The sequence below is a fragment of the Pseudomonas fungipugnans genome, from assembly GCF_029955235.1.
GTDB classification, from domain to species: Bacteria; Pseudomonadota; Gammaproteobacteria; order Pseudomonadales; family Pseudomonadaceae; genus Aquipseudomonas; species Aquipseudomonas fungipugnans.
Window position 1 is genome coordinate 44677 of the sequence record NZ_JARBWL010000002.1, and the last position, 23564, is coordinate 68240.

At 58.9% G+C, this 23564-nt stretch carries 25 protein-coding genes and 2 pseudogenes; 16 read left to right on the forward strand and 11 right to left on the reverse strand.

The window, feature by feature from the left end:
- The first annotated feature begins 22 nt into the window (after positions 1–22).
- On the forward strand, positions 23–928 hold the full coding sequence (argB, locus tag POF45_RS15200; protein ID WP_259497566.1) for an acetylglutamate kinase: 906 nt from the start codon (positions 23–25) through the stop codon (positions 926–928).
- A gap of 202 nt (positions 929–1130) precedes the next feature.
- On the opposite strand, the gene pyrE is transcribed toward argB, so the two are convergent.
- Entirely contained in the window at positions 1131–1775 is a 645-nt protein-coding gene (gene pyrE / locus POF45_RS15205) for an orotate phosphoribosyltransferase (protein ID WP_265041728.1), read from the reverse strand.
- Between the two features lie 82 nt (positions 1776–1857).
- Here pyrE and crc point away from each other — a divergent pair, with 82 nt between their 5' ends.
- A complete protein-coding gene (gene crc / locus POF45_RS15210; protein ID WP_003176915.1) occupies positions 1858–2637 on the forward strand; it encodes a catabolite repression control protein Crc in 780 nt (259 codons plus the stop codon).
- Positions 2638–2732: 95 nt separating this feature from the next.
- Here the strand turns inward: crc and POF45_RS15215 are convergent, their stop codons facing one another.
- Positions 2733–3101 carry a DUF4870 domain-containing protein gene (locus tag POF45_RS15215; protein WP_259497573.1) on the reverse strand — a complete coding sequence of 123 codons (369 nt, stop codon included), beginning with the start codon at positions 3099–3101 and terminating at the stop codon, positions 2733–2735.
- Positions 3102–3129: 28 nt separating this feature from the next.
- Positions 3130–3852, reverse strand: a complete 723-nt coding sequence (gene rph / locus POF45_RS15220; RefSeq protein ID WP_046030686.1) for a ribonuclease PH — start codon at positions 3850–3852, stop codon at positions 3130–3132.
- A gap of 281 nt (positions 3853–4133) precedes the next feature.
- On the opposite strand from rph, the gene POF45_RS15225 reads away from it, so the two are divergent.
- The 6 genes from POF45_RS15225 (at position 4134) to POF45_RS15250 (ending at position 9439) form a co-directional block, all read left to right on the forward strand.
- Positions 4134–4997 carry a YicC/YloC family endoribonuclease gene (locus tag POF45_RS15225; protein ID WP_259497576.1) on the forward strand — a complete coding sequence of 288 codons (864 nt, stop codon included), beginning with the start codon at positions 4134–4136 and terminating at the stop codon, positions 4995–4997.
- A gap of 13 nt (positions 4998–5010) precedes the next feature.
- Entirely contained in the window at positions 5011–5631 is a 621-nt protein-coding gene (gene gmk, locus POF45_RS15230; protein ID WP_259497578.1) for a guanylate kinase, read from the forward strand.
- Positions 5632–5798: 167 nt separating this feature from the next.
- Positions 5799–6062: a DNA-directed RNA polymerase subunit omega gene (gene rpoZ / locus POF45_RS15235; protein WP_007894670.1), complete on the forward strand. Its 264-nt coding sequence runs from the start codon at positions 5799–5801 to the stop codon at positions 6060–6062.
- Between the two features lie 57 nt (positions 6063–6119).
- Complete coding sequence (spoT, locus tag POF45_RS15240) at positions 6120–8225, forward strand: bifunctional GTP diphosphokinase/guanosine-3',5'-bis pyrophosphate 3'-pyrophosphohydrolase (RefSeq protein WP_259497580.1); 2106 nt, start codon at positions 6120–6122, stop codon at positions 8223–8225.
- Between the two features lie 24 nt (positions 8226–8249).
- Positions 8250–8630, forward strand: coding sequence for a RidA family protein (locus POF45_RS15245; protein WP_003229509.1), 381 nt, complete (start codon positions 8250–8252; stop codon positions 8628–8630).
- Between the two features lie 68 nt (positions 8631–8698).
- Complete coding sequence (locus POF45_RS15250; RefSeq protein WP_259497581.1) at positions 8699–9439, forward strand: putative periplasmic lipoprotein; 741 nt, start codon at positions 8699–8701, stop codon at positions 9437–9439.
- Between the two features lie 95 nt (positions 9440–9534).
- Here the strand turns inward: POF45_RS15250 and POF45_RS15255 are convergent, their stop codons facing one another.
- On the reverse strand, positions 9535–10392 hold the full coding sequence (locus POF45_RS15255; RefSeq protein WP_259497583.1) for an SDR family oxidoreductase: 858 nt from the start codon (positions 10390–10392) through the stop codon (positions 9535–9537).
- 190 nt (positions 10393–10582) lie between these two features.
- On the opposite strand from POF45_RS15255, the gene exbB reads away from it, so the two are divergent.
- The 6 genes from exbB (at position 10583) to POF45_RS15285 (ending at position 17511) form a co-directional block, all read left to right on the forward strand.
- A complete protein-coding gene (gene exbB / locus POF45_RS15260; protein WP_259497585.1) occupies positions 10583–11542 on the forward strand; it encodes a tonB-system energizer ExbB in 960 nt (319 codons plus the stop codon).
- Positions 11543–11548: 6 nt separating this feature from the next.
- Positions 11549–11977, forward strand: coding sequence for a TonB system transport protein ExbD (gene exbD, locus POF45_RS15265; RefSeq protein ID WP_259497587.1), 429 nt, complete (start codon positions 11549–11551; stop codon positions 11975–11977).
- A complete protein-coding gene (locus tag POF45_RS15270) occupies positions 11974–12720 on the forward strand; it encodes an energy transducer TonB family protein (RefSeq protein WP_259497590.1) in 747 nt (248 codons plus the stop codon). The genes exbD and POF45_RS15270 overlap by 4 nt, the downstream gene beginning before the upstream one ends.
- 296 nt (positions 12721–13016) lie before the next feature.
- On the forward strand, positions 13017–13946 hold the full coding sequence (locus tag POF45_RS15275; protein ID WP_259497591.1) for a hydrogen peroxide-inducible genes activator: 930 nt from the start codon (positions 13017–13019) through the stop codon (positions 13944–13946).
- 9 nt (positions 13947–13955) lie between these two features.
- Positions 13956–16031: an ATP-dependent DNA helicase RecG gene (gene recG, locus POF45_RS15280; protein WP_259497593.1), complete on the forward strand. Its 2076-nt coding sequence runs from the start codon at positions 13956–13958 to the stop codon at positions 16029–16031.
- Positions 16032–16110: 79 nt separating this feature from the next.
- Positions 16111–17511, forward strand: coding sequence for an aminoacyl-tRNA deacylase and HDOD domain-containing protein (locus tag POF45_RS15285; protein ID WP_259497598.1), 1401 nt, complete (start codon positions 16111–16113; stop codon positions 17509–17511).
- Positions 17512–17699: 188 nt separating this feature from the next.
- On the opposite strand, the pseudogene POF45_RS15290 reads toward POF45_RS15285, so the two are convergent.
- A pseudogene (locus POF45_RS15290) lies at positions 17700–17771 on the reverse strand (helicase); the annotation flags it as partial.
- A 246-nt stretch (positions 17772–18017) separates the two neighbouring features.
- Between POF45_RS15290 and POF45_RS15295 the strand changes: the two are divergent.
- Positions 18018–18287, forward strand: coding sequence for a hypothetical protein (locus tag POF45_RS15295; protein ID WP_259497600.1), 270 nt, complete (start codon positions 18018–18020; stop codon positions 18285–18287).
- A gap of 118 nt (positions 18288–18405) precedes the next feature.
- On the opposite strand, the gene POF45_RS15300 is transcribed toward POF45_RS15295, so the two are convergent.
- The gene (locus tag POF45_RS15300; protein WP_259497602.1) at positions 18406–18783 is read right to left on the reverse strand and encodes a helicase; all 378 of its coding nucleotides are present in this window, start codon (positions 18781–18783) and stop codon (positions 18406–18408) included.
- Positions 18784–19315: 532 nt separating this feature from the next.
- Between POF45_RS15300 and POF45_RS15305 the strand changes: the two are divergent.
- Positions 19316–19701, forward strand: a pseudogene (locus tag POF45_RS15305) (DUF6124 family protein).
- A 63-nt stretch (positions 19702–19764) separates the two neighbouring features.
- Here POF45_RS15305 and POF45_RS15310 read toward each other — a convergent pair.
- From POF45_RS15310 to POF45_RS15330, 5 genes are all read right to left on the reverse strand, one after another.
- Positions 19765–20265, reverse strand: coding sequence for a hypothetical protein (locus tag POF45_RS15310; RefSeq protein ID WP_282316057.1), 501 nt, complete (start codon positions 20263–20265; stop codon positions 19765–19767).
- A gap of 115 nt (positions 20266–20380) precedes the next feature.
- The gene (locus POF45_RS15315) at positions 20381–21796 is read right to left on the reverse strand and encodes a lysozyme inhibitor LprI family protein (protein ID WP_282316058.1); all 1416 of its coding nucleotides are present in this window, start codon (positions 21794–21796) and stop codon (positions 20381–20383) included.
- 132 nt (positions 21797–21928) lie between these two features.
- The gene (locus POF45_RS15320; RefSeq protein WP_282316059.1) at positions 21929–22198 is read right to left on the reverse strand and encodes a hypothetical protein; all 270 of its coding nucleotides are present in this window, start codon (positions 22196–22198) and stop codon (positions 21929–21931) included.
- A 60-nt stretch (positions 22199–22258) separates the two neighbouring features.
- Positions 22259–22411 (reverse strand): hypothetical protein, encoded by a 153-nt coding sequence (locus tag POF45_RS15325; RefSeq protein WP_282316060.1) that lies wholly within the window; start codon positions 22409–22411, stop codon positions 22259–22261.
- Between the two features lie 321 nt (positions 22412–22732).
- A complete protein-coding gene (locus tag POF45_RS15330; protein ID WP_282316061.1) occupies positions 22733–23557 on the reverse strand; it encodes a tetratricopeptide repeat protein in 825 nt (274 codons plus the stop codon).
- Between the last annotated feature and the right edge of the window lie 7 nt (positions 23558–23564).

The following is a 23564-nucleotide window of genomic DNA, read 5'->3' on the forward strand; positions in this document are numbered from 1 at the left end:
ACTGAAGCACCCGGAGCCCTGAATGACCCTCGAACGCGAAGCCGCCGCCAACACCGCCAAGGTCCTGTCCGAAGCGCTGCCTTACATTCGCCGCTATGTCGGCAAGACCCTGGTGATCAAGTACGGCGGCAACGCGATGGAAAGCGAGGAGCTGAAAACCGGCTTCGCCCGCGACATCGTGCTGATGAAAGCCGTGGGCATCAACCCGGTGGTGGTTCACGGCGGCGGTCCGCAAATCGGCGACCTGCTCAACCGCTTGTCGATCGAAAGCCACTTCATCGATGGTATGCGCGTCACTGACGCCCAGACCATGGACGTGGTGGAAATGGTCCTCGGCGGCCAGGTCAACAAGGACATCGTCAACCTGATCAACCGCCATGGCGGCAGCGCCATCGGCCTGACCGGTAAAGATGCCGAGCTGATCCGGGCGAAAAAGCTCACCGTGACCCGCCAGACGCCAGAAATGACCCAGCCGGAAATCATCGACATAGGCCAGGTCGGCGAAGTGGTCGGCATCAACACCGACCTGCTGAACCTGCTGGTCAAAGGCGACTTCATCCCGGTGATCGCGCCCATCGGCGTCGGCGCCAACGGCGAGTCGTACAACATCAACGCCGATCTGGTGGCCGGTAAAGTGGCTGAAGCACTGAAAGCCGAAAAGCTGATGCTGCTGACCAACATCGCCGGCCTGATGGACAAGTCGGGCAAGGTCCTGACCGGCCTGAGCACGCAGCAGGTCGACGAGTTGATCGCCGACGGCACGATCTACGGCGGCATGCTGCCGAAGATCCGCTGCGCGCTGGAAGCGGTACAGGGCGGCGTCGGCAGCTCGCTGATCATCGACGGCCGGGTGCCGAACGCGATTTTGCTGGAGATCTTCACCGATACCGGTGTGGGTACATTGATCAGCAATCGCAAGCGTCACTAAGCAACACAAACAAAAAGACCCCGCTCAGCCAGGCTGAGCGGGGTCTTTTTTTGCCTGCCATCCCTGTGGGAAAACACCTATTTGTGGCGAGGGAGCTTGCTCCCGCTGGGCTGCGCAGCAGACCCAGGATCTTGTGAGCGCTGCGCACTCAAGCGAGAGCAAGCTCCCTCGCCACACAAGCCCGTCCCACAGGGGATCGTGGTCAGACGCCGAATTGGGCTCGGTAGGCTTCTACAGCAGGCAAATGCTGCTTGAGCTGCGGATCGTCCGCCAGGAATTCCAGTACCTGGTTCAGCGAAACAATGCTGATCACCGGAATGCCGAAATCACGCTCCACTTCCTGGATCGCCGACAACTCACCGTTGCCACGCTCCTGACGGTTCAGGGCGATCAGCACGCCGGCGGCCTTGGCGCCGTCCTGGGAAGCGATGATCTGCATCACCTCGCGGATCGCGGTGCCAGCGGTAATCACGTCGTCAATGATCAGCACATCGCCGGTCAGCGGTGCGCCAACCAGGCTGCCGCCTTCGCCGTGGGCCTTGGCTTCCTTGCGGTTGAAGCACCATGGAAGATCGCGCTCATGGTGTTCAGCCAGCGCCACCGCGGTAGTCGCCGCCAACGGAATGCCTTTGTAGGCCGGGCCAAACAGTACGTCGAACGCAATGCCGCTCTCGACGATGGCTGCCGCGTAGAAACGACCCAGTTGTGCCAGGGCCGAACCCGAGTTGAACAGGCCGGCATTGAAGAAGTAAGGACTGGTACGCCCGGACTTCAGGGTGAACTCACCGAAGCGCAAAACGCCGCGATCGATGGCAAAACGAATGAAATCGCGCTGATACGCTTGCATGAAAAAAACCCCAAATACCACGGATTTAGCTAATTAGGTTGACGCCGTGTATCATACACGCACGCGATTTTTGGGGCCATTTATGCGGATCATCAGTGTGAACGTCAATGGTATTCAGGCTGCAGTCGAGCGTGGTTTGCTCAGTTGGCTGCAAGCACAGAATGCCGACGTCATCTGCCTGCAGGACACCCGCGCCTCCGCCTTTGAACTGGACGATCCAGCTTTCCAACTGGATGGCTACTTCCTTTATGCCTGCGATGCCGAAGTACCCGCCCAAGGTGGCGTGGCTTTGTATTCGCGGTTGCAACCGAAGGCTGTCATCAGCGGTCTCGGCTTCGAGACGGCCGACCGCTACGGGCGTTACCTGCAAGCCGATTTCGACAAGGTCAGCATCGCGACCTTGCTGCTCCCTTCGGGGCAGAATGGCGATGAAGACTTGAACCAGAAGTTCAAGCTAATGGACGATTTCGCCCGTTATCTGGATAAACAGCGACGCAAACGTCGCGAGTACATTTATTGTGGCTCGCTGTACGTGGCGCAACAGAAGCTGGATATCAAGAACTGGCGCGACAGCCAGCAATCCCCGGGCTTCCTGGCACCTGAACGTGCCTGGATGGACGAGATTGTCGGCAACATGGGCTATGTCGATGCCCTGCGCGAAGTCAGCCGTGAAGGCGACCAGTACAGCTGGTGGCCGGACAACGAACAGGCCGAGATGCTCAACCTGGGCTGGCGTTTCGACTACCAGTTGCTGACCCCCGGCCTGCGCCGCTTCGTACGTAGCGCACGCCTGCCGCGTCAGCCACGGTTCTCGCAGCACGCACCACTGATCGTGGACTACGACTGGACGCTGACTATCTAAAGCGTCGATTCGCAGATACAAAAAAGCCGACATCATGTGTCGGCTTTTTTGTGAGCGCTGATGTCCCAGTGTGGGAGCGGGCTTGGCGGTTTGAGTTATTTCACCAACCGCCAGGTAAAGGGATAACGATAAGGAAACCCTTCATTGGCCTTGATCCCGGCGATGATGGTCAACACCAGCGCGCCAATCAGCACCAAACCCAGCAACGCAAAACCAATCAGCACGAACATCAGCAAGTAGCAGACCGCCGAAGCAATGGCGACGGTGATCTGAAAGTTCAGCGCCTCCTTGCCCTGGGCATCGATGAACGGGTCCATCTCGCGCTTCACCTGCCAGAGAATCAGCGGTCCGATCAAGCTGCCGAACGGGAACCACATCCCGAGAAATGCCGAAAAGTGACAAAACATTGCCCACTGACGAACCTCGCGGCTCGGCGTCGGTAGCGGAAGTTGCTCTTCACTCATGGCGCTCTCCTTGCTGAATCACAAAAAATCAGTCAGCCAGTGCGGCTTTCTGCAATTCGAAAATTTCGTTCATGCCTTTCTTCGCCAGCTCCAGCATCGCGTTCAGCTCTTCTGGCTGGAACGGCGCGCCTTCGGCGGTGCCCTGGACTTCAATGAAGCCGCCAGTGCTGGTCATCACCACGTTCAGGTCAGTCTCGGCAGCCGAATCTTCCAGGTAGTCGAGGTCAAGCACAGGCTCGCCCTGGTACATACCGACCGAAACAGCCGCGATCATTTGCTTGAGCGGGTCGCCGCCTTTCAGGCCGCCACGCTTCTTGATCACTTTCAAGGCATCAACCAGGGCAACCATGGCGCCGGTGATGGATGCAGTGCGGGTGCCGCCATCGGCCTGGATAACATCGCAATCGACGTACAGGGTGACATCGCCCAGTTTCGACATGTCCAGCGCTGCGCGCAGGGAACGACCGATCAGACGCTGGATCTCCAGAGTACGGCCGCCTTGCTTGCCACGGCTCGCTTCACGCTGGTTACGCTCGCCGGTGGCGCGCGGCAGCATGCCGTATTCGGCGGTCAACCAGCCTTGGCCCTGCCCCTTGAGGAAACGCGGCACGCCATTTTCGACGCTGACCGTGCAGATGACCTTGGTATCACCGAACTCGACCAGTACAGATCCCTCGGCGTGTTTGGTGTAGTTGCGGGTAATGCGGATCGAGCGGAGCTGATCGGCAACGCGACCACTTGGACGTTTCATAGGGAATACCTGTACTGGGGACGGAAAACTGCCGAGCATTATAGAGCCGCCAGCCGTACCTGGGCACTTCTAAAAAGCCGGCCCGACAATTGAAGGCCTTTTGAGGCGCGCTAAAAGGCGTATTACCGACGGCCTGCAGCCCTTTGTCACACCGCGTGTTTGGGCGCATCCGCCCCACTGCGCTACAATCCTGCGCCTTTGCTGCCTGTCGGCATAAATTCACAGATAGCGGGTCCGCGAAACCTCCGGTAACGCTTCAACCCGCCTAGCGAGGTACCTCCATGGTGCACAGCATGACCGCCTTCGCCCGCGTCGAAAAAGCCGGCGTCCAGGGCACCCTGAGCTGGGAGCTGCGCTCGGTCAACAGCCGCTACCTGGAACCGCACCTGCGCCTGCCCGAGTCGTTTCGCGACCTCGAAGGCGCGGTCCGCGAAGCGCTGCGCCAGGGCCTGTCCCGGGGCAAGCTGGAATGCACCCTGCGTTTCACTGAGGAAAGCACCGGCAAAGCATTGCAAGTGGATCGCGAGCGCGCCGCGCAACTGGTGGCGGCCGCCGAGACCATCGCCGGCCTGATCAAGAACCCGGCCGCGCTGAACCCGCTGGAAGTCCTGGCCTGGCCCGGCGTGCTGGTGGGCGATGCCACTGACCCGCAAGCCCTGAATGCCGAAGCACTGGCGCTGTTCAACCAGGGCCTCAAAGAACTCAAGGCCGGGCGCGAGCGCGAAGGCGCGGAGCTGGCGCGGTTGATCAATGAACGCCTGACTTCCATTGAAGAAGACGTAGTGACCCTGCGCGAACTGGTTCCGCAAATGCTCGCCACCCAGCGCCAGAAAGTCCTCGACCGCTTCACCGACATGAAAGCCGAGCTGGACCCGCAGCGTCTGGAACAGGAAATGGTCATGCTCGCGCAAAAGAGCGACGTGGCCGAAGAACTGGATCGCCTGAGCACTCACATCATCGAAGTTCGCCGGGTGCTCAAGTCCGGCGGTGCGGCCGGTCGGCGCCTGGACTTCCTGATGCAGGAACTCAACCGCGAAGCCAACACACTGGGCTCCAAGGCCTTCGATCCGCGCAGCACCACGGCGGCGGTCAACCTCAAGGTGTTGATCGAACAAATGCGCGAACAAGTGCAGAACATTGAGTAAGGCTACCCCTGACATGAACCACAGCACCGGCACTCTCTACATCATTTCCGCGCCTTCGGGCGCCGGCAAGACCAGCCTGGTCAAGGCCTTGATCGACGCCGATTCGAGCATTCGCGTCTCCGTGTCCCACACCACCCGCGCCATGCGTCCGGGCGAAGTGAACGGCGTGAACTACCACTTCGTCGAGCGCGAAGAGTTCGTGAAGATGAGCGAACACGGCGACTTCCTGGAGCGCGCCGAAGTGTTCGGCAACCTCTATGGCACCTCGCAAAGCCACCTGCAGCAGACCCTGGATCAAGGCCATGACCTGATTCTGGAAATCGACTGGCAAGGCGCCGAGCAAGTGCGCAAGCTGATGCCGCAGGCCCGTTCGATCTTCATCCTGCCGCCGAGCCAGCACGCGCTGCGCCAGCGCCTGACCAACCGTGGCCAGGACAGCGACGAGATCATCGAAGGCCGCATGCGCGAAGCCGTCAGCGAAATGAGCCACTACGTCGACTATGACTACCTGATCATCAACGACGATTTCGCCCACGCACTGGACGATCTGAAGGCGATTTTCCGCGCCAATCAGCTGCATCAGAAGCGTCAGCAGCAGCGTCATGGAAAACTTTTGGCTGAATTGCTCGGCTAAACAGCTCTTCCCAAAACCGCTGCAAGGGCTTTACATTGGCACTTGCAGCGCGTTGAAGGGCTTGGTCAAAAAATCAGCGCTTCCCTAATCGCTGGTGATTTTTTAAACTGTTCAGTCCGCTCGCCCACCCGGGCAGCGCGCATATTGCATTCGCTCCGAGGAATACCATGGCCCGCGTAACCGTTGAAGACTGCCTGAACCACGTGGAAAACCGTTTTGAACTGGTCATGCTGTCCACCAAGCGTGCCCGTCAACTGGCCACCGGCGGCAAAGAGCCACTGGTTCAGTGGGAAAACGACAAGCCTACCGTTGTAGCGCTGCGTGAAATCGCTGAAGGCCTGATGAGCTACGAGTTCATCGCCAATGCCGAGATCGTCGAAGACGAACCGCTGTTCGCAGCGTTCGAGGACGAGTCCAACGAGGCCGTCTAAGCCTATGCCTGGTCGACGTAGCACGGCGCGGGGTCACAACGAACGGCAGGAGTCATCATGCCGAGCATAGACGCCCTCGCCGATCGCTTATCGACCTACCTCGGCAAGGACCAGGTCAACCTGGTCCGTCGAGCGTATTTCTACGCCGAACAAGCCCACGACGGCCAGCGCCGCCGCAGCGGCGAGGCGTACGTCACGCATCCTCTTGCCGTGGCCAATATTCTTGCCGACATGCACATGGACCATCAAAGCCTGATGGCCGCGATGCTGCATGACGTGATCGAAGACACCGGTATTGCCAAGGAAGCGCTGCAAGCGCAGTTCGGCGAAACCGTGGCCGAACTGGTCGACGGGGTCAGCAAACTGACCCAGATGAATTTCGAGACCAAGGCCGAAGCCCAGGCTGAAAACTTCCAGAAAATGGCCATGGCCATGGCCCGCGACATTCGCGTGATCCTGGTCAAGCTGGCCGACCGCCTGCACAACATGCGCACGCTGGAAGTGCTGTCCGGCGAAAAACGCCGGCGCATCGCCAAGGAAACCCTGGAAATCTATGCGCCCATCGCCAACCGGCTGGGCATGCACGCCATCCGCATAGAATTCGAAGACCTCGGCTTCAAGGCGATGCACCCGATGCGTTCCGCGCGGATCTACCAGGCGGTCAAACGCGCCCGGGGCAACCGCAAGGAAATCGTCAACAAGATCGAAGAGTCCCTGAGCCACTGCCTGGCTGTCGATGAAATCCAGGGTGAGGTCAGCGGTCGTCAGAAACACCTCTACGGCATCTACAAGAAAATGCGCGGCAAGCGTCGGGCCTTCAACGAGATCATGGACGTCTATGCGTTCCGGATCATCGTCGACAAGGTCGATACCTGCTACCGCGTACTGGGTGCTGTGCATAATTTGTACAAACCATTGCCGGGGCGCTTCAAGGATTACATCGCGATTCCCAAGGCCAACGGCTACCAGTCGCTGCACACCACGCTGTTCGGCATGCACGGTGTACCGATCGAAATCCAGATCCGCACCCGTGAAATGGAAGAGATGGCCAACAACGGCATCGCCGCCCATTGGCTGTACAAATCCAATGGCGACGAGCAACCCAAAGGCACGCATGCCCGCGCCCGCCAGTGGGTAAAAGGCGTGCTGGAAATGCAGCAACGCGCCGGCAACTCGCTGGAATTCATCGAAAGCGTGAAGATCGACCTGTTCCCGGACGAGGTCTATGTGTTTACGCCCAAAGGCCGGATCATGGAACTGCCCAAGGGCTCCACGGCGGTCGACTTTGCCTACGCGGTGCACACCGACGTCGGCAACAGCTGCATTGCCTGCCGGATCAACCGTCGCCTCGCACCGCTGTCCGAACCGCTGCAAAGCGGCTCCACGGTCGAGATCGTCAGCGCACCCGGCGCCCGGCCAAACCCGGCATGGCTCAACTTCGTGGTCACCGGCAAGGCGCGGACTCACATTCGTCACGCCCTGAAACTGCAACGCCGCTCCGAATCCATCAGCCTTGGCGAACGCCTGCTGAACAAGGTGCTGAACGGTTTCGACAGCTCGCTGGAGAAAGTCTCGCCGGAGCGCGTCAAGGCGATGCTCACCGAATACCGGCTGGAGCTGATCGAAGACCTGCTCGAAGACATTGGCCTGGGCAACCGCATGGCCTACGTCGTCGCCCGCCGCCTGCTTGGCGAAGGCGAACAACTGCCGAGCCCGGAAGGCCCGCTGGCAATTCGCGGCACCGAAGGCCTGGTACTCAGCTACGCCAAGTGCTGCACGCCGATCCCGGGCGACCCGATTGTCGGTCACCTGTCTGCGGGCAAAGGCATGGTGGTGCACCTGGACAACTGTCGCAATATCAGCGAAATCCGCCACAACCCGGAAAAATGCATCCAGCTCTCGTGGGCCAAGGATGTTACCGGCGAATTCAATGTCGAGCTGCGCGTCGAACTGGAACACCAGCGCGGCCTGATTGCCTTGTTGGCCAGCAGCGTCAACGCGGCCGACGGCAATATCGAAAAAATCAGCATGGACGAGCGCGATGGTCGCATCAGCGTGGTCCAACTGGTGGTCAGCGTGCACGACCGTGTACACCTGGCCCGCGTGATCAAGAAACTGCGCGCCCTGACCGGGGTGATTCGCATCACCCGCATGCGCGCCTAAGCCATCCATTACAAGGAGTCATACATGACCAAGACAGTTATCACCAGCGACAAGGCCCCGGCCGCCATCGGCACTTACTCCCAGGCGATCAAGGCTGGCAACACTGTTTACATGTCCGGTCAGATTCCACTCGACCCGAAAACCATGGAACTGGTCGAAGGCTTCGAAGCCCAGACCGTTCAGGTGTTCGAGAACCTCAAGGCCGTGGCTGAAGCCGCTGGCGGTTCGTTCAAGGACATCGTCAAACTGAACATCTTCCTCACCGACCTGAGCCACTTCGCCAAGGTCAACGAGATCATGGGCAAGTACTTCGACCAGCCTTACCCTGCTCGCGCCGCCATCGGCGTAGCGGCCCTGCCAAAGGGTTCGCAGGTTGAAATGGATGCCATTCTGGTCATCGAGTAATGCACGCGGCGCAGCCTCCCAGGCTGCGCCGACTGTTCTGTTGTAAAAGGTTTTGAAAGGATTCCACCATGCGCAAAGCGCTTGCCCTCTCCTTGCTCGCCGTGTTCCTCGGCGGCTGCGCCAGCAACCCTGCCGACCGTGATATCAGCGGCACCTGGATCAACCAGGTGGCCATCGATGCGGCATCCAAGGGCGGCCCCCTGCGCGAAGCACTCCAGGCCTATGGTCCTAACCTGGAATGGGACGTCAACACCAAGGCCGGTCAGGCCCGCTACACCAACGGTTTTGAAAATGTCGAAGGCAAGCTGCTGGGCGACAAGTCCGGCGCCTGGAAAGTCGACTTTTATGGCAGCTCCGCCAGCGAGCTGAAACGTGACGGCAAGCAACTGAGCCAGGCCGCCAGCGACAACGAGCCTGCGCAAGTCTTCGACCGCGCCCTGATCCCCGTGCCGGAGGGTGCACCGATTGGCGCCAGCTTCGAACGCGCGCTGTATTCATCCTATATGGGTGGCAGCTGGAAAATCGTCAGCGGCCCGGGCGAAGGCAGCACCGTGCAGTTCCAGGCCGACGGCCAGGTGGCCGGTCTACCGGGTGCCGATCGCTTCGCCCTGTGCCTGGCCGGCGATTGCGCCTCGATGAGCGGCGGCAACGACAGCATGTGGCTGCAAGCGAATGGCCAAGGCAATAACTGGATCTTTGCGCGCAAGGGCAAAGAGCTGGAAATCTTCCACTCGGTGAACACAGCGCAGGCGGATGAAATGCCTTCGTTCACGCCGGGTGATCGGCAGTGGTTGCTGGAAAAGCAGTAATCCGGATCTGAACGGCACCGAAATTCCCATGTGGGAGCGAGCAAGTCGAATCGTCGCACCGCCGCTCCCACATTTTGGTTTATGGTGCCTGGAAGTCAGCAACGACCCTCAAGAATCGCTGCATAGCCCTCGCGATAACTCGCATACCGCGGCACCCAACCCAACGCCTTCGCCCGCGCATTGCTGCAACGCTTGCTGCCGGTACGGCGCACGGCCGCGTCTTTGGCCCACTCGGTCACCCCCAGATACTCGCGCAACCAGCCCACCACTTCGGCCAGCGGCACGGGCGCATCGTCGACACCGATGTACCGATCATCCAGCGCCACACCCCGCCGATCCGCCTCAAGCAAAAACGCCAGCAGCCCTGCCGCGTCCTCCGCGTGAATGCGATTGCCGTACAACGGCGGATCGATTGCCACGTGATATCCCTCGCGAACCTGCGTCAGCAGTCGCTCACGCCCCGGCCCATAGATGCCGGTCAAACGCACGATACTTGCCGGCATACCGCTGTCGAGTGCGACTTGCTCAGCTTCCAGCATCAAGCGTCCCGAAAATCCACTGGCGACAGTCGGCGAAGTCTCATCGACCCACTCACCGTCCTGCTGACCATAAACACTGCTGCTGGAGACAAACAGAATGCGCCTGGGCTGCTGGCCATGCTGCTCCAGCCAGCCCAGCACATGCTGCAAACCCTCGATATAAGCCGCGCGATAACCTGCCTCGTCATGCTCGGTAGCAGCCGCGCTGTACACCAGATAGTCCAGCGGGCCGGTCGGCCACTCAGCCGGGCATTGCTCGCTGAACAAGTCGCCCGCAATGCCTGTTACCCCCGCCGGCAGCCGCGAAACGCTGCGGCGCAATCCATGGACCTGCCAGTGCCCGACCAACAATTGCGTGGCCAGACGGCTGCCGATATCACCGCAACCGGCAATCAAAACAGAAGGCGCAGACATCCAGAAACTCCTCTTTCAAAGGCACAGACTAGCGCTGGCGATGGACGAGCGGCTAGCAATGAAGGAAAAAAAGAGACGCTATTGCTTCTGTTAACAAGAATTACTTGCAATAATGTACCCCGCTTTTGTTCTCGGCCTTACGAGGCCTGGAAGAACATTTACCGTCTTTTTTCTCTCAGGTCCGGCCAGCATGACACCCAATCAATTCCTCGCTTCGCCAACCAAACGACCTCGCGCCTGGAGCGCGGTGGCCGCCCTGCTGCTCAGCCTGATGCTGGCGCCAACCGCCGCTTTCGCTGATGCACAAGCGCCGGCCACTCCAGCCGCGGCCAGCGCTGATCACGCAGCACCTGCCGCCGCACCCGTTGCACTTGACCCGGTCCAGGCCGTCGACGCCAACGCTGAAGACGCGCCAGAAGTGCTCGAACCCGACAACTCGTTGGGCATGGCGCACGACCTGTCGCCATGGGGCATGTACCAGAACGCCGACATCATCGTGAAAATCGTGATGATCGGTCTGGCCATCGCATCGATCATCACCTGGACCATCTGGATCGCCAAGGGCTTCGAGCTGATGGGCGCCAAGCGTCGTCTGCGTAGCGAAATCGTCCACCTGAAAAAAGCCACCACCCTTAAAGAAGCCAGCGCGACCGCGACCAAGCAAGGCACCCTCGCCAACCTGCTGGTCCACGACGCCCTGGAAGAAATGCGCCTGTCGGCCAACAGCCGCGAGAAAGAAGGCATCAAGGAACGCGTCAGCTTCCGCCTTGAGCGCCTGGTTGCAGCCTGTGGCCGCAACATGAGCAGCGGCACCGGCGTGCTCGCCACCATTGGTTCCACCGCGCCGTTCGTCGGTCTGTTCGGCACCGTGTGGGGCATCATGAACAGCTTCATCGGCATCGCCAAAACCCAGACCACCAACCTCGCCGTCGTGGCTCCCGGCATCGCCGAAGCCTTGCTGGCAACCGCGCTGGGCCTGGTTGCGGCGATTCCTGCCGTGGTGATCTACAACGTCTTCGCCCGCTCCATCGCCGGTTACAAGGCGCAGGTTAGCGACGCTTCGGCAGAAGTCCTGCTGCTGGTCAGCCGCGACCTGGATCACCTGCCGCCCGAGCGCAGCTCGCAACCGCACATGGTGAAAGTGGGGTAATCGGCCATGGGCCTGCATTTGAAAGAAGGCGCAGACGACGATCTGGCCGAGAACCACGAAATCAACGTCACGCCGTTCATCGACGTGATGCTGGTGCTGTTGATCATCTTCATGGTGGCCGCACCGCTGGCCACCGTGGACATCAAGGTTGACCTGCCCGCCTCCAGCGCCAAGCCGGCGCCGCGTCCAGAGAAACCGGTGTTCCTCAGCGTCAAGGCTGACCAGCGCCTGTTCCTCGGCGAAGACGAAGTGACAGCCGAAGCACTGGGCGCCACGCTCGACGCCAAGACCAAGGGCAAGAAAGACACGACGATCTTCTTCCAGGCCGATAAAGGCGTGGACTACGGCGACCTGATGAGCGTAATGGACAATCTGCGCGCTGCCGGTTACCTGAAAGTGGGTCTGGTCGGTCTCGAGTCGGCAGTCAAGAAATGATCAAGACGCGCCATAAGCTGACGCGTTACGGCGCTAGCCTGGCCGTGGTGCTGGGTGTCCATGCGCTGGCTATTGCGCTGGCGCTGAACTGGACCGCCCGCCCACCGATCGAGCTGCCACCGCAGGCGATGATGGTCGAGTTGGCGCCGGTTCCGGCCCCGCCACCACCGGCGCCGCCGAAGGTCATTACGCCACCGCAGCCACCGGCCCCGGTCGAAGAACTGCCGTTGCCGAAACTCGCCGAAGCACCGAAACCGACGATCTCAGTGCCCAAACCGGTTAAACCCAAGCCCAAGCCACAACCGCCCAAGCCTGTGGAGAAAAAGCCGGAGCCACCCAAGGAGAAACCGTCCGAGGAGAAGCCAAGCGACGCACAGCCGACCCAGGCGCCGACGGAGAAATCCGCACAGCCGGCACCGGGACCATCGCCTGCGCAAGTGGCGGCCAAGGCCAGCTGGCAAAGCGAATTGCTCGCTCAACTGGCCAAACATAAGAAGTACCCGGCCGCTGCCAGGATGAAAAACAAGGAAGGCGTGAACCGCCTGCGTTTCGTGGTAGATGCGCAAGGGAATGTGGTGTCGTTTGAACTGGCCAGCCCTTCCGGCAACGCCGATCTGGACCGTGCCACCCTGCAAATGATCCGTGACGCCCAACCACTGCCCAAGCCACCGGCGGACATGCTGACCAACGGCACCATCGAAATCACGGCACCGTTTGTGTATTCGCTGGAAAGACGCCGCTAAGGCAAGCTGATGCCTTTTTGAAACACCAACCCGGTGGGCGCCGGGCTTGCCCGCGATGAGGACATAACATCCACCATCAACGGTGGCTGTTCACCCCGCCATCGTCGGAACGCCCCCCGGGGCAAGCCCGCTCCTACAGGGGTATGTAGCAGCAATCAGGCACCAAAAGGTGCCTTTTGCATATCTGGAAACGGCAAACCCACATTACCCTGTGTCACTCACCGCACTCAGTCTGATAACGTGCGTCTATCGATTGCAGCCGTTATGCTTGGCCCGCAACTTCATGGACGCCCGCTATGACTCTCACAGAATTACGCTACATCGTTACCCTCGCCCAAGAGCAGCATTTCGGCCACGCCGCCGAGCGTTGCCACGTCAGTCAGCCGACCCTGTCGGTGGGCGTGAAAAAGCTTGAAGACGAACTCGGTGTGCTGATTTTCGAGCGCAGCAAAAGCGCCGTGCGCCTGACCCCGGTCGGTGAAGGCATCGTCGCCCAGGCGCAGAAGGTGCTGGAACAGGCCCAGGGCATTCGTGAACTGGCCCAGGCCGGCAAGAACCAGCTGACCGCCCCGCTGAAAGTCGGCGCGATCTACACCGTTGGCCCGTACCTGTTTCCGCACCTGATCCCGCAACTGCACCGGGTCGCCCCGCAGATGCCGTTGTACATCGAAGAAAATTTCACCCACGTGCTGCGCGACAAACTGCGCAACGGCGAGCTCGACGCGATCATCATCGCCCTGCCGTTCAACGAAGCCGACGTGCTGACCCTGCAACTCTACGACGAGCCGTTCTACGTGCTGATGCCGGCCCAGCACCCCTGGACCCAGAAAGAAAGCATCGACGCCAGCCTGCTCAACGACAAGAGCCTGCTGCTGCTCGGCGAAGGCCATTGCTTCCGCGACCAGGTGCTGGAAGCCTGCCCGACGCTGGCCAAAGGCAACGACGGCGCCAAGCACACCACCGTGGAATCCAGTTCTCTGGAAACCATTCGCCACATGGTTGCCTCGGGCCTGGGGATTTCGATCCTGCCGCTGTCGGCGGTCGACAGCCATCACTACGCCCCCGGCGTACTCGAAGTGCGGCCACTGACGCCACCGGTGCCGTTCCGCACCGTGGCCATCGCCTGGCGCGCCAGCTTTCCGCGACCGAAAGCGATTGAAATCCTCGCCGACTCCATCCGCCTGTGCTCGGTGGCCAAGCCGCCTGCGCCGGTCACTGCCGGTTAAGTCGCTGCCATGACCGAGTTGTCGCAAGTGTCGGTGACGGCACTCAAGGGTGTCGGTGAAGCCATGGCCGAGAAACTGGCCAAGGTCGGCCTGGAGAATCTCCAGGACGTGCTGTTTCACCTGCCCTTGCGCTACCAGGATCGCACCCGTGTGGTACCGATCGGCCACTTGCGACCGGGCCAGGACGCGGTCATCGAAGGCACCGTCAGCGGCGCCGACGTGGTCATGGGCCGGCGCCGCAGCCTCGTGGTGCGGCTGCAGGACGGCACGGGCGGGCTCAGCCTGCGCTTCTACCATTTCAGCAACGCGCAGAAAGAAGGCCTGAAACGCGGCACGCGGATTCGCTGCTACGGCGAAGCCCGGCCCGGTGCCTCGGGGCTGGAGATCTATCACCCGGAATACCGCGCCATCACTGGCGACGAACCGCCGCCGGTCGATGAAACCCTGACCCCGGTCTACCCGCTCACCGAAGGCCTGACCCAGCAGCGCCTGCGCCAACTGTGCATGCAGACCCTGACCCTGCTCGGCCCCAGCAGCCTGCCCGACTGGCTCCCCAAAGAGCTGGCCCGCGACTACCAACTGGCACCGCTGGCCGATGCGATCCGCTACCTGCATCACCCGCCCGCCGATGCCGACGTCGACGAACTCGCCCTCGGCCATCACTGGGCGCAGCACCGTCTGGCGTTTGAAGAACTGCTGACCCATCAGCTGTCCCAGCAGCGCCTGCGTGAGAGCATGCGCTCGCTACGTGCACCAGCCATGCCCAAAGCCACAAAGCTGCCGACCAAATACCTGGCCAATCTCGGCTTTGCACCGACCGGCGCCCAGCAACGGGTCGGCAACGAAATCGCCTACGACCTCAGTCAGCACGAACCGATGCTGCGGCTGATCCAGGGCGATGTGGGCGCGGGTAAAACCGTGGTTGCCGCCCTTGCCGCGTTGCAAGCGCTGGAAGCCGGTTATCAAGTGGCGCTGATGGCGCCGACCGAGATTCTTGCCGAACAACACTTCATCACCTTCAAGCGCTGGCTCGAACCGCTGGGCATCGAAGTCGCGTGGCTAGCCGGCAAGCTCAAGGGCAAGAACCGCGTCGCCGCGCTGGAACAGATCGCCAGCGGCACACCGATGGTGGTCGGTACGCATGCACTGTTCCAGGACGAAGTGCAGTTCAAGAACCTGGCGCTGGTGATCATCGACGAGCAGCACCGCTTCGGCGTGCAACAGCGGCTCGCGTTGCGCCAGAAAGGGGTTGGCGGACGCATGTGCCCGCATCAACTGATCATGACCGCGACGCCGATTCCCCGGACGTTGGCGATGAGCGCCTACGCCGACCTCGACACCTCGATCCTCGACGAACTGCCGCCCGGCCGAACGCCGGTCAACACCGTGCTGGTCACCGATACACGCCGCGTCGAAGTCATCGAACGGGTTCGCGGCGCCTGTGCCGAAGGGCGACAGGCGTATTGGGTGTGTACGCTGATCGAAGAGTCGGAAGAGCTGACCTGCCAGGCCGCCGAGACCACTTATGAAGACCTCACCGCGGCCCTTGGCGAGTTGAAGGTCGGGCTGATCCACGGTCGCATGAAGCCCGTCGAGAAAGCCGCCGTCATGGCCGAATTCAAGGCCGGCAACCTGCAACTGCTGGTTGCCACCACCGTGATCGAAGTCGGCGTGGACGTACCGAACGCCAGCCTGATGATCATCGAAAACCCTGAACGCCTCGGCCTGGCGCAACTGCACCAGCTGCGTGGCCGTGTCGGACGAGGCAGCGCCGCCAGCCATTGCGTGCTGCTCTACCACCCGCCGCTGTCGCAGATCGGCCGTCAGCGCCTCGGCATCATGCGTGAAACCAACGATGGTTTTGTCATCGCCGAAAAAGATCTCGAACTGCGCGGCCCCGGCGAAATGCTCGGCACCCGCCAGACCGGCCTGCTGCAATTCAAGGTCGCCGACCTGATGCGCGACGCCGACCTGCTGCCCGCCGTACGCGATGCCGCCCAAGCCCTGATGGAACGATGGCCGGACCATGTCAGCCCGCTGCTTGATCGCTGGTTGCGCCATGGGCAGCAATACGGCCAAGTGTGAGCACCGTCTCAGTTTCTGACAGCCCGTTCCTACAGAGCTGGTTATACTGCTGCCATTGTTTCAAAAACGGATACACACCATGACCGAAGCTGCCCTCGTCCCCGAAACCCCGCACGCTCCGTCTGTTATTCGGCTGCTGCTTGGCAAGCTGGGCATCGCCTACGAAGAAGTCCTCGACCACCACGGCCTGAATGCCTCGCGCAAAGTGCAGGCGGTGCTGCTCGACGACGCTGTGGGCGCGCTGATGGTGTTGTTCCCGCAGAGCCAGTTGCTGGACCTCAATCGCCTCGCCGAACTCACTGGCCGCCGGTTGACTGCCGTGTCCACCGAACGCCTGGAAAAAATGCTCGGCAAACACAGCCTGAGCCTGTTGCCCGGCCTGCCTGCACTGACCAGCTCGCCGTGCCTGTACGAAGAAAGCCTGCTGCGCGAACCGAAGTTGCTGATCAACTCGGGCGAGCCGGGCCTGCTGCTGGAAATCGCCAGCGAAGATTTCAAGACCATGCTGACCAAGGCCAGCGCCGCCAACTTCGGCGAAGCCCTGAGCAGCATCCGCCCCAACCTAGACCGCCCTGACGATGACCGCGAGGAAATCACCCAGGCCGTCCAGGCGTTCACCGCGCGGCGCATCCAGCAACGCCTGGAAGCCACCATCGAAATCCCGCCGCTGGCCGAAACCGCGCAGAAAATCATCAAGCTGCGGGTCGACCCCAACGCCACCATCGACGACATTACCGGCGTGGTCGAAACCGACCCGGCGCTGGCTGCCCAAGTGGTCAGCTGGGCAGCGTCGCCGTATTACGCCTCGCCGGGCAAGATTCGTTCAGTGGAAGACGCCATCGTCCGCGTGCTGGGTTTCGACCTGGTGATCAACCTGGCGCTGGGCCTGGCCCTGGGCAAAACCCTGAGCCTGCCCAAGGACCACCCGCAACACACCACGCCGTACTGGCAGCAGTCGATCTACACCGCCGCTGTCATCGAAGGCCTGACCCGCGCCATGCCCCGCGCCCAGCGCCCGGAAGCCGGCCTGACCTACCTCGCCGGCCTGCTGCACAACTTCGGCTACCTGCTGCTGGCGCACGTCTTCCCGCCGCATTTCTCACTGATTTGCCGCCACCTGGAAGTCAACCCGCACCTGTGCCACAGCTACGTCGAGCAACACCTGCTGGGTATCAGCCGCGAACAGATCGGCTCCTGGCTGATGCGCTACTGGGACATGCCGGACGAACTGGCCACCGCCCTGCGCTTCCAGCACGACCCGACCTACGACGGCGCCTACGCCGAATACCCGAACCTCGTCTGCCTGGCCGTACGCCTGCTACGCAGTCGCGGCATCGGCTCCGGCCCGGACGAAGACATCCCTGACGCCTTGCTCGAACGCGTCGGCCTGACCCGCGACAAAGCCAACGACGTCGTCAGCAAAGTGCTTGAGGCTGAAGTGCTGCTGCGCGAACTCGCCTCGCAATTCACCCAAGCCTAAAAGCTTCGCGGGCAAGCCACGCTCCCACAGGATTTATGCGATCCCTGTAGGAGCGAGGCTTGCCCGCGAAGAATCCACCTCGGTCTACCTGACTCACCACCAACCCCTGTGGCGAGGGAGCTTGCTCCCGCTCGGCTGCGCAGCAGCCGCAATCCACCCAACGCGGTGTACCTGACCTCCTTCTGATCTCAAGCCTTAGGCTTAGCCTTCCTAGGCTTCAAATACTTGGTCAACCCCTGGAACCAGATCACCAGCGCCGGCTCGGTATTCTGGCGGCAGGCACTAGCTGAAAAGACGCTGAACTGTGTATACGAAACCATACACGGACCCGACATTACGCCCACAAACCAGACAGCGAGGCGGTGTTAACCTCTGTTCAACTCCGGGGTTACCCCGCAGCCGACCTGTTTGAAAGGTCGAATAATTCAACAATAAAAATGTTTACCTGCGCTCTTCGTTGCCTTGCTGCAACGCGTGCAGGTTCTCTTAGTATCCAGGGGGTCACAATGTCTATTGGCGCAATCTCAGCTTCGATTCAAACCACCACTCCGGCCACTCAAGCCACTCAGGCGGCGACCACGTCGAGCCAGACAGCTACCCAATCGCCGACGTCCAGCACAACCGCCAGCAATACCACGGCCACCCACAAGCACCATCACCACCACGCGGCAAAAAGCGGCACTGCCAGCAGTACAACCGCATCCTCAGCCGAACCGACACCGACCGTGAATGGCAGCGGGCAAACCATCGGCGAGACCATCAACGTCACGGTCTAAGTGCTGTTGAAGTCATCCAGATACAAAAACCCCGCCTAGGCGGGGTTTTTCTTTAAGTCTGTCGCCTGAAAGCACTGCTCCACCCATTATCAGGCTGAGCCCGATAGCTCCAGCGAACTCAGGATTTGGGTTTGCGCGGCTTCAAATACTTGGTCAAACCCTGGAACCAGATCACCAGCGCCGGATTGCCCTTGATCTGAATCGACTTGTCCTGAATCCCCGTCATAAACGCCAATTGCTTGTTCTTCGCCTGCATGGTGGCAAAGCCATACGCCGCATCTTTAAAAGCAATCGCAAACGCCGGCTCCGCATACACCCCAGACTTGCTGGTAATACGCTGGTTCTTCACAAAGAAATGCCGCGCCACCTTCCCGTCCAGGGTCTGCAGCTGAAACACCAACTCCTTGTCACCCAACTGCTGCTGAAACGCAGGATTGGTCCGACTGGCCTTACCCATCAACAAACCCAGCATCCACAGCAGAAAACGAAATTTCATGCGCACAGCCTCAAAAGAAAAATGAACGGCCGGCGCAGTGTAGCGGCTCCAGACGATAACGCCACCATCGACCTGCGTTAGAAGAAGATGCAGTGCTTTTTGACGTTGATGACTACCAAGTCACCCCCCATTCGCCAAACACATCACCACGCCTACACCTGCTGAAACACATCCTGTAGGAGCTGCCGAAGGCTGCGATCTTTTGATCTTCCCCCCTGCAAACTTCTCGGAAATTTCCTTCAAAACACAGAGCTGTTCATGAACTAGGCGGCCATCGCCCATACCGCTAACCTCTGTCCGTCACCGCAAAATCGGTGATGCGGACGTGCAAGTCCGGTCCAGGTGCGCAATCGATTATGGCTATTCATCGAGCGATTTCTTATGCTCGCGGATCGTTATGGCGGCTGTGCGTCGGAGACCTTCGGGTCTGCCGGGCCCCTGGACCGGTCTTGCACACCAACGCACAGCTGCCACCTATTTCGAAGTGCAAAGCGAAACGGTGTCAGCCTCTTAAAATCCAGGAGCTACACCCATGTTCAAACCAACGCCCAACCCCCAGACAACACTGACACCACCCCCGATACTCCCCTCGACCCCGAAAAGCTCGACAAGGAAGCCGCCGACCGCGCCTTCGCTCACTACTTCTCCCCAACCAACGAAAAACCGGCCAAACGCTGCAAAAGCCATCTCTTCACCGTCGCCCCCAACATCGACACCGAAGCCCTCCTGGCCAACGCCTCCGAAGACCTGCTCTCCATCAGCGCCATCGCCGCCGACCTCGCCGACGCCGTACAAGGCCCCCACCGATCCATCGCCCTGGCGCTGAGCAGATTGGCAGATGGGGTGCAGTTGTTGGTGGAGCGCGCGCTGGATCATATTGATTCGCCGGATTCGGCGGGGTATCGAGCTGAGGGATAGTAGAAACGACGAAGGGGACTTAACGTCCCCTTCGTGTTGATCAGCATTAAGCCCCGAGAAAAACTACGTGCCAGAGGAACGGGCTCCAACGACGCATTGCCCGTCTTGCAGGTCAGGATTCAAATTCCGGTTGCCTGATTGATACCAGTAAGCAAGCGACTGACTTTCACAGAAAGCGTCCTTCTCGGCATCGTAATAAAACGCCACCATCTGGTTCACCATCGCGCCACGGTTGGGCAGGAAAACCTCCAACTCATAAACGATATCCGGCAGCTCACCTTTCCTGTCTCGCATCATTTTCGGCATCCCTCGGAACTTACAGGGAGCGTTCTCAAATGCCGAATTCAGCAACCCACGCTGATAGGTATAAATGGCGCAGTTCGGTATCGCATCGTCAAAGACGACGGCACCGACTACGCCACCCGTCCAACTTAGCGTTCCGTGGGGCAACGGATGAACATCCGCCAAGGACATGGCAGCCGTTACGACAGCGGGCAGCGGTTGATCCACCATCATCGGAGCTGCGTGAGCCGACAGCGCAAATAAGGCAAGAATGAATGTCATGGCTGTCCCACCGACTTCGCCCAACAGGAGCCTGAAACTCACCACTTACAACCCGTCTCAGGAGACCAGTCCACGTCCGCCTCTAAAAATACTCTTTTCACTAGTTCCTCTGACCTCATTCCTTTGATGGCTGTGCACAATTCAGCTCTCCGATTTCCGTCCCCCGAAGAGGAATCACACACTGCCTGCGCTCTTCGCCTGTTGAACGAAGCGGCGTCAGTTCCAGCCTCAGGTGAACCCCGTCGGATGCCACTTTCAAATCCTCAATTCCCACATAGGCATAGCCATCGTTGAACGACTTACCTTCAAAACTGCAAACATTAGAGAACGAAAGCACTTTCCAGCTGGCATCCGGCGCCAGCACCTGAATACCGAGGCATTGATCGCCGAACGTCCGCACATGCCGGACAACAAAAGCCCCGATGCGACCCGCGCCAACTCTTCGGACGTTACCCAGGTCAACCCTCTCTTCCCTAGCCGGATGCGCAACCGGTGACTCAGGCAAAGTTTTGTCCAGATAAGCCGAACGCTCCAAGCTCATTCTGGTTATGCAGCTATTGACCGTTGTTACGTGCGCCGCTACGCCAGGCTCAATCTCTATCGCCTCGAGCGGACAATTCGTATCCCGTAACTTGATCCAGGCTCGCTGAGAGTCTTTGGTCATGGCCATGAAAGCCTTCCCCTGCTCAGGCTCAACCTGATACTGAGACTCAAAGCGCGCCATCAGATTTTTGTAGCTGGCATTGAGCTTCGAATCGGCAGCCTTTCGGGCAATCTCTGCGCATAGATCCAACCGCTGGCTCGCGCTGATCTCTTTGCAGGCGTCCTGAGCAACCACCTCATTCAATGGAGCCGCGTTCACCGTTTGAGATTGCTTTGGTGCAACAGGCAAACAATTGGAGAAACAAACCATTTTGGACAACTCAGGCTCATCACTTTCTGAAAACACGTAGGTCGAAGCCCCATCACGCAGCTTGGCGGTATAGGCAGGAACACTAACGGCTAATGATTTCTCTGGAATGGTTGCCGAAACTGCATCCTTAACCCGAACAGGTTCACTTTCGGCATCGCCACACAGCGCCTCCATTGCCGACTCGCTAAAAGACCGATCAGCTAGGACAGCAAAAGCTCGGGCATCAGGTCTGCAGTCATACCCGTGCCAATACGGCCCCGACTTCATATCGATATCCAATGAGAAGATGTAAATCCTCTCCAAGATTACTTTTCCATCCTCGTAACCAAACACCACCCACCGTTTTGTCTTGGCAGACGAGTAGTTCTCGTTGTCCAAGATGTACCGATTGCCGTCTCGGTACAGGGCATATGAATTCATCGTACCCATGGGCTCAGCAGTGTCGGAGAGCTTCTTGCCAGAGTTGACGTCAACGATATAACCATTTTTGTCCAGCGACAGAGCGCAGGCTTTATCGATACCTTTGCCCTTCGCGCATGCCTGCAACGACGGGAACATCGGACTAGCGATTGCTACCAACGGAAAAGACAGCATCAGCAGCAGAAATAATCTCTTCAATACAGGCCCTTTATTTTCTTAAATACTTTCTTCGTTATGTTTACGTTCGAATATCATTCCGAAACATAGCGGAATTTTCGGTGCCCTAGCCGTAAAAACCACCTTCGATTCTCGGATGTTTGATCAACACCGCTACGAGTCTTTTATTTTCAACAACCGAAATTCGTCATTTACAAACTCGTAATAGCGAACCCGATCGCGTTTTTTTAGCCGGTTACCTTTCATATCTTCTTCGGTGTTTGCCGTGATGCCGGAGACGATGATCAGATTGCTATCGGGCTGGTACGACAGGTCCAAAAAATCGCCGTCGTATGCATTCGGCAGCCCCCTCGTAACCTCTCCCGTTTGCGCGTCCAGCACCTCGACACACATGGCGCTGCCGCCACAGCCAACCTTGTGCAAAACGTAATGCCCGGCAAAATTGACCTTGCCAGCGAGGACCTGCTCTCGCGCTTCATTAGTTCACTGGCTACTGTTTTCCTGAGGTGCCAAAGTATGGTTTGGACCGGAAAACACCTCGGCGACGGTGAAATCCTTGAAGGATGGGTCGGCGGCGAAGCTCAGGGAAGCAAAAGCAGCCAAGGCACCACCTACTAAAATTACAAGCCCTTTCATGTTGTCATCCAGTACGCTAAATACTTTAATATACAGGTTTTTAGTTTTTCATCTCCTGCCACTAAAATAACGTGCAGCAGACAAGCTGAAGAATATCCGGCTTTAATTGCGAGACATAAATCATGGCGAAAATCTCGCCATCGTATAAAAATATAAAACCATCCAACCTAGATGATTGCCCGCTTAACTGTGAAACATGCCTTTTGGCATTCGCCGTGGAGCAGTTCGAAACTCTGTATAGAAAAAAATCTCTCTTGAAAAGGGGCTGGTTATTTATGAGCACCACGCAAATAGTAAACCCGCCCCAATTTTTAATGCAGATTACTTAACCCGCTCAACCACTCGCACTGGGACTTTAGCTGCTTTCCCTTCAGCAGTCATGGAATCAGAATATTTATTATAATACTCAATTGCCTCGGAGGTTTTTTTCAAATTCCATAAAGAGTCTGCGATATTGAGCATCAGCACTGTCCGATTGCCGACCACTTCAATACCGCGATAAATCCTCAATGCGAACGAATCGTCACCTGCTTGCGCCAAGTAGAAGCCAAGATCATTTAACGCTTGAACATTTTTGGCCGCCGGATAACAACTCATATATGATTCAGCGCCCATAAAAAGCTGACCTCTTATAGCAAACGCTTTAGACGATATATCAGCAATTGTGGCGACTGACTTAACTAACTCTTTAGGAGAAATTGTTTCCAATTTCGGATTAATTATTTCGCCTTCGTCTGTCTTCCAGTTCTCACCTTTCCAGCTACCCGAACAAGCTTCGGCGGGGCGGGACAGAAGCACGCAACCGGTGTCCATTGAGACCATATCGCAGTAGCTTTTTTCGGTAGCCTCCACTTGCTGCTTATTGTTTAACTCTCCGAACACCGTCCGCTGAATCAGAGCATATTCTTTACTCGGAGCAAGTGAATCCGAATTAATTCCAAGTCCCACTGAAGAGCTTGGCTCTTCTTCATACAGACTGAACCCCTGATCATTTTTTGAGAATGTGGCGTGCTTCCATACAGCTGCATCTTGATCCCAAGAGGAAAATTTAAGAGCTGCACCACTGACCCCAACTAAATTTGAATCTGCGGCATAACAAAAAGAGCTGAAAAAAAACAGCAAATATAAGCGACATAGAGATTTCATTTTCGAC